Source organism: Streptomyces griseorubiginosus (assembly GCF_017614965.1).
Taxonomy (GTDB): Bacteria; Actinomycetota; Actinomycetes; order Streptomycetales; family Streptomycetaceae; genus Streptomyces; species Streptomyces griseorubiginosus_B.
The window spans coordinates 1-4,386 of the sequence record NZ_WVUG01000479.1; the positions used below are offsets into that span (position 1 = coordinate 1).

Annotated in this window: 4 protein-coding genes; all 4 read right to left on the reverse strand. The window is 70.4% G+C overall.

Translation table 11 applies throughout. The annotated features are described in order from the left end of the window. Positions 1-548, reverse strand: a 548-nt coding sequence (locus tag GRC12_RS42205) for an LLM class flavin-dependent oxidoreductase (protein ID WP_208785744.1), incomplete at its 3' end; no start/stop codon positions are given. Between the two features lie 33 nt (positions 549-581). Beyond that, positions 582-1,568 carry an Ldh family oxidoreductase gene (locus GRC12_RS42210; protein WP_308286755.1) on the reverse strand — a complete coding sequence of 329 codons (987 nt, stop codon included), beginning with the start codon at positions 1,566-1,568 and terminating at the stop codon, positions 582-584. Between the two features lie 295 nt (positions 1,569-1,863). Beyond that, the gene (locus GRC12_RS42215; RefSeq protein ID WP_308286756.1) at positions 1,864-2,634 is read right to left on the reverse strand and encodes an aminoglycoside phosphotransferase family protein; all 771 of its coding nucleotides are present in this window, start codon (positions 2,632-2,634) and stop codon (positions 1,864-1,866) included. 429 nt (positions 2,635-3,063) lie between these two features. Then, positions 3,064-4,242 (reverse strand): GNAT family N-acetyltransferase, encoded by a 1,179-nt coding sequence (locus GRC12_RS42220; RefSeq protein ID WP_208785746.1) that lies wholly within the window; start codon positions 4,240-4,242, stop codon positions 3,064-3,066. Positions 4,243-4,386 lie beyond the last annotated feature (144 nt).

Sequence of the window (4,386 nt, forward strand, 5' to 3'; positions counted from 1 at the left end):
GGCGGGGCGAGCACGGTCGCGCCGCGGACGTCGTAGTGCGCGCCGTGGAAGTCGTAGGGCTCGCCGCTTAAGGCGCCGCGCAGCACGGTGAGGAACTCGTTGGTGCGGGCGTAGCGTTCGGCCTTGGCCAGGTGGTCGCCGAAGCGGGCCTGCTCGTCGCGTTCGCCGCCGGTGACCACGTTGAGGAGCAGCCGGCCGCCGGATAGCCGCTGGAAGGTGCTGGCCTGCTGCGCGGCGAGGGTCGGCGAGATGAAGCCCGGCCGGAAGGCGACCAGGAACTTCAGCCGCTCGGTCTCCTGCGCGAGCGCGGCGCAGGTCAGCCAGGCGTCCTCGCACCAGGTGCCGGTCGGGGTGAGCACGGCGTCGAAACCGGCCTCTTCGGCGGCCCTGGCGACCTGCGTCATGTAGCGGATGGTCGGCGCCCGGAACCGGTCTGCGGTGGGGGCGAGGGATGCGGCGGCTTCGCTTTCCGGGCCGTGCGTTCCGCGGGTGCCCACGGTCAGGGACCGGCCGTCGGCGGCGGTGGGAAGGAACCAGTGGATCTGCATGCCGTACTCCGTCCAGGAGGTGGTGCGGGGCAGTCAGTCGGAGGCGAAGTCGCCGGCAGCGCGTGCTTGCAGCCGGCGGTAGACGGCGTCGTCCAGTTCGACGGTGCCGGTGGCGAGGGTGTGGTCCGCCCGCTGTCTGCTCACCTGGCCGGGCAGGCGCAAGGGCGTGCCCTCCCGTGTCACGGCGCTGCTCATGGCGTCGATGAGCTTGGTGTTCCTTTCGGGGAATCCCGCGACTTGCCCGCCGAAGGACGGGTCCAGGGCGAGGAACGTGTAGCCGGTGCTCCAGGTGGAGTCCACATCCGCGCTCATGGGGAAGGCGAAGAGCGATCCGGTGAGGATTTGCACGAGCAGGGAGAGGGCGAAGCCGCGGTGCTCGCCGAACACCACCGCCGAGGTTGCGGCGTCGGGATCGTCGGTCGGGTTCCCGCACTCGTCCACGAAGCAGCCGTGCGGGAGCGGGCGGCCGGTACGCCGGGCCTCCCACAGGATGCCCATGGGCGCCAGGGTGGTGGACATGTCCGCGACGAGGGGCTCGTTGAGCGTGGGGATGGCGAAGGAGAGCGGGTTCACCCCGAGAACGGGGCTCCGGCCGCCGTGGATCGTCGCCTCGGCCCGGGAGGTGTTCATTACGATGCCGAGGTAGCCGTGGTCGGCGATCTGCTCGCTCCACTGCGAGAGGATGCCGTACCGCTGCGTGTTGATCATTCCGACGATTCCGGCGCCGAAGTCTGCGGCTTTGCCCACCGCGACCTCGACGGCGTAGGCCGCGCTGAGCGGTCCGATCTCCCGGTGGGCGTCGATGACCGCCAGTGCCCCGTGCTCCCGCACGATCTGCGGGGAGCCTTCGCGCTGTGGGAAGAATTGGGCTTCGAAGCAGAATTTCGCGACGCCGTGCGCTCGCCTGCCCTGCAGCTCACCTGCCAGGTAGTGCTCGACGACGTACGCGGACTTGTCGTGGGGAACGGATGCTGCCCGGCATGCCTCGCCCATGAGGTCACGCAGGGATCCGATGGTCACTCTCACCGGCGCTCTCCCGGCGGGCGCTGGCGAATGAAGGGAGCCGGACTGTCTGTGAGGGCTGCGCAGGTTGGGTTCGGCCGCCCTGCGCGCGGGTGCGGGGTGGGGGTGTGGATGATGCCGCGGTGCAGGGGCATGCTGCTCTCCTGTCGTGGAGAAGGGTGATGCGCGAGGGGCCAGCGGGTACGCCGACGGAACGCGTCACACGGATGACGCCGACGCGTAGATCAAGGGGGTTGGGCCACGCCGCCGCCCTGCGGCTGTAGCCCGGTTACGGCATGTCCGCCTGGGACGGCTACCGGTACTCGCGCGTCATGCGCGTGAGGATGAGGTGGCCGCGCTCGACGAGTTCCGGCTGCTGCTTGGTGAGGCCGGAGTCCAGGTAGGAAACGCCGAGCCTCACAGTCAGCAGGCGCAGGACTCGCTCCTCGCGGTCGGACAGCGGGCGGCCGTAGCCGGAGAAGTAGGCGGCCTTGAGGTCGGGGCGCACGGCCCAGACCGCGCCGCACAGCCACACGAACTCCTCGACCGCGATGCCCGGGGCGAACATCTCGAAGTCGATCACTCCGTGGCCGTGTTCCGGGTGCCACATCCAGTTGCGGGTGGCGTAGTCACCATGCCGGTACACCGCGGAGATCCCCGCGGCCAGCTCCGGCAGCTCCCGGGACACAGCCCGCACCAGATCACGCTGGTCATTATCGAGGTGTCCGGCGGTGCTCTCCAGACAGGCGGCGGCCTCCTCGGCCTGGTTTGCCATGGACGTCCTGATGTCCTCGCGGACCTGGTCCGAGGCGGGGTGGGAGTGATCGTGCCAGCGTCGGAGGAGGTGCCCGGCGAGTTCATACACGTGCCGCTCCTCCCCCACGTCCAGGGGCAGACCCCGTACGACGTTGCCCGGCTGCCGCGACGTCATGAGCACGTGGAGATCGGGGTCCGAGGCCAGGAGACGGGGTGCCTCGTGGGCGCCGAGTGCACGCGCCGCGTACGCGTAGCCGCGGACCTCCCGCTCGTAGTCCCTCGTGCTCGGGCTCACCTTCACGAAGACGGCGTCCGCGCCCACTGCCACCCGCCAGACCCTGGAGCTGCCCCGGGGCCAGGACACGTCCGTGACCTGTGCCGCGCCGGGCAGGTGACTGGATACCCATCGCCGCAGGTCAGAGGGGATAGGAGTGTTCTGGGTCATGAAGGGTTCTTCTCCGGATCGCGTGGGAGCAGCGGCAGCCCGCAAGGGCTGGGTGAGCTGCGTGGTGGCCGCGGCGACGCCTTGACTGTACCCACCCGCGAGGGGCGGGCGTGTCCGGCGAGGCGGCGCCCGAAGAACGGAGACCTCGGGAACCCGGCTCGGTGCCGGCTGGGTCGCCAGTGCCGGGGACCGTGTTCTGGGCAATGGTGTTCTCCTCTCGATTGTCGTGTTCACTCGTCTTGGGGATCAGGCGGGCATGGAGTCCGCGTCCGTCTGATCCGCCGCAAGGGCGGGGTGGTGGCGCGGGCGGGGTCAGAAGTAGTCCGCCAGCCACGGTTCGCGCTCTGCGGTTGCCGTCAGTAGTTGGGCGAGCGCTCGCGGGTCTCCGCGCACTCCGGCGATCTCCGCGGCAGCCACGCTGCGGTATCCCCCGGCGTACCAGACTGCGAGCTGTCCCCTGGTCAGGGTGAGTCGTCCTGTCCGAGTGGTGGGTTCCAGTTGCCCCTCGCCGCCGGTGATCCGCAGGACGAACCGTTGTGTGGCGTTGCCGTCCTCGGTGACGACCTCGATCGGCAGGGCGAGGTCCAGCTCGTCAGGCCAGCCACGCAGTTGCACGGCCTGCACCGGATCCAGGACGCGCACCATCCATGGATGCCAGGCATGTGCCGCGAGAGAGCTGGAGCGGTGCAGGTGGTGCAGCAGCACGGGTATGGGCGGCAGTCCTGTCCGCTGGAAGAAGACGCTGGGGATACGGCTGTTGTGCCGGCCGAGGAAGGCGAACATGGCGGCGGCCGCCGCCTGGTCGCCCGCCCAGAAGTCGTAGACCACCAGGCGCCGACCCTCGGAGGGGTGTCGCTCGCTGCCCACGGACAGCACCCCGGTCGGCGCCTGGCCGGGCCGGTTGAACCGGTAGGTGGCGAGGTCGTGGTGCTGTCGCTGCTGCCAGGCCTCCCACCAGCGCGGACGCTCCCACGGTCCGTTCCACCGCGCGGCCAGCTCGTTGCACAGCAGGCGGACCTGTTCGTCTGTTCCGTGGGTGATCTCGAAACCGGATTCGCGGAAGCTGCGCCGCAGTTCGTCGGTGGGGACGGTCCACGAGTACACCTGGGCCGGCGCCTCCCACCCCAGGCGGCGGACGTATCCGGTGGAGGCGGTCCACAGGGTGGCCACCACCGCGCCCTGCTCCTGCAGGGGCCGCAGCCGCTCGGTGACCAGTGCGCCCGCGAGCTGGCCACCGCGTTCCTCCGGGGCCACGCATCCGCAGGCCATGCTGGCCCCGGGCACCGGCCGGCCGCCGAAATACTGCGGGATCAGCAGTCCCAGGCCTCCGGCGACGACCTTCCCGTTGCGGACCGCGACACGGCGGTCGGCGTGCGCGCCGAGACGCAGGATGTCCTCCACCGGGTGGCCGTACGCGCGCCGGGCCAGCGTGTCGTACGTCCGCCACTGCTCGTCGTCGGCTTCCACGATGTCCAGTGCCGCAGTGGTCATGCCGTGCCCTCCCTCTTCTAGTGCTGTGACCGCGTTGGTTCGCCGGGTTGGTCAGGCCACGCTGGTGAGGGGGCGTCCGCCCCATCGGATGCCCTTCTCGCTTCGGATGCGGGCGCGTTCCTTGCGTTCGGCGGCGAGGACGTC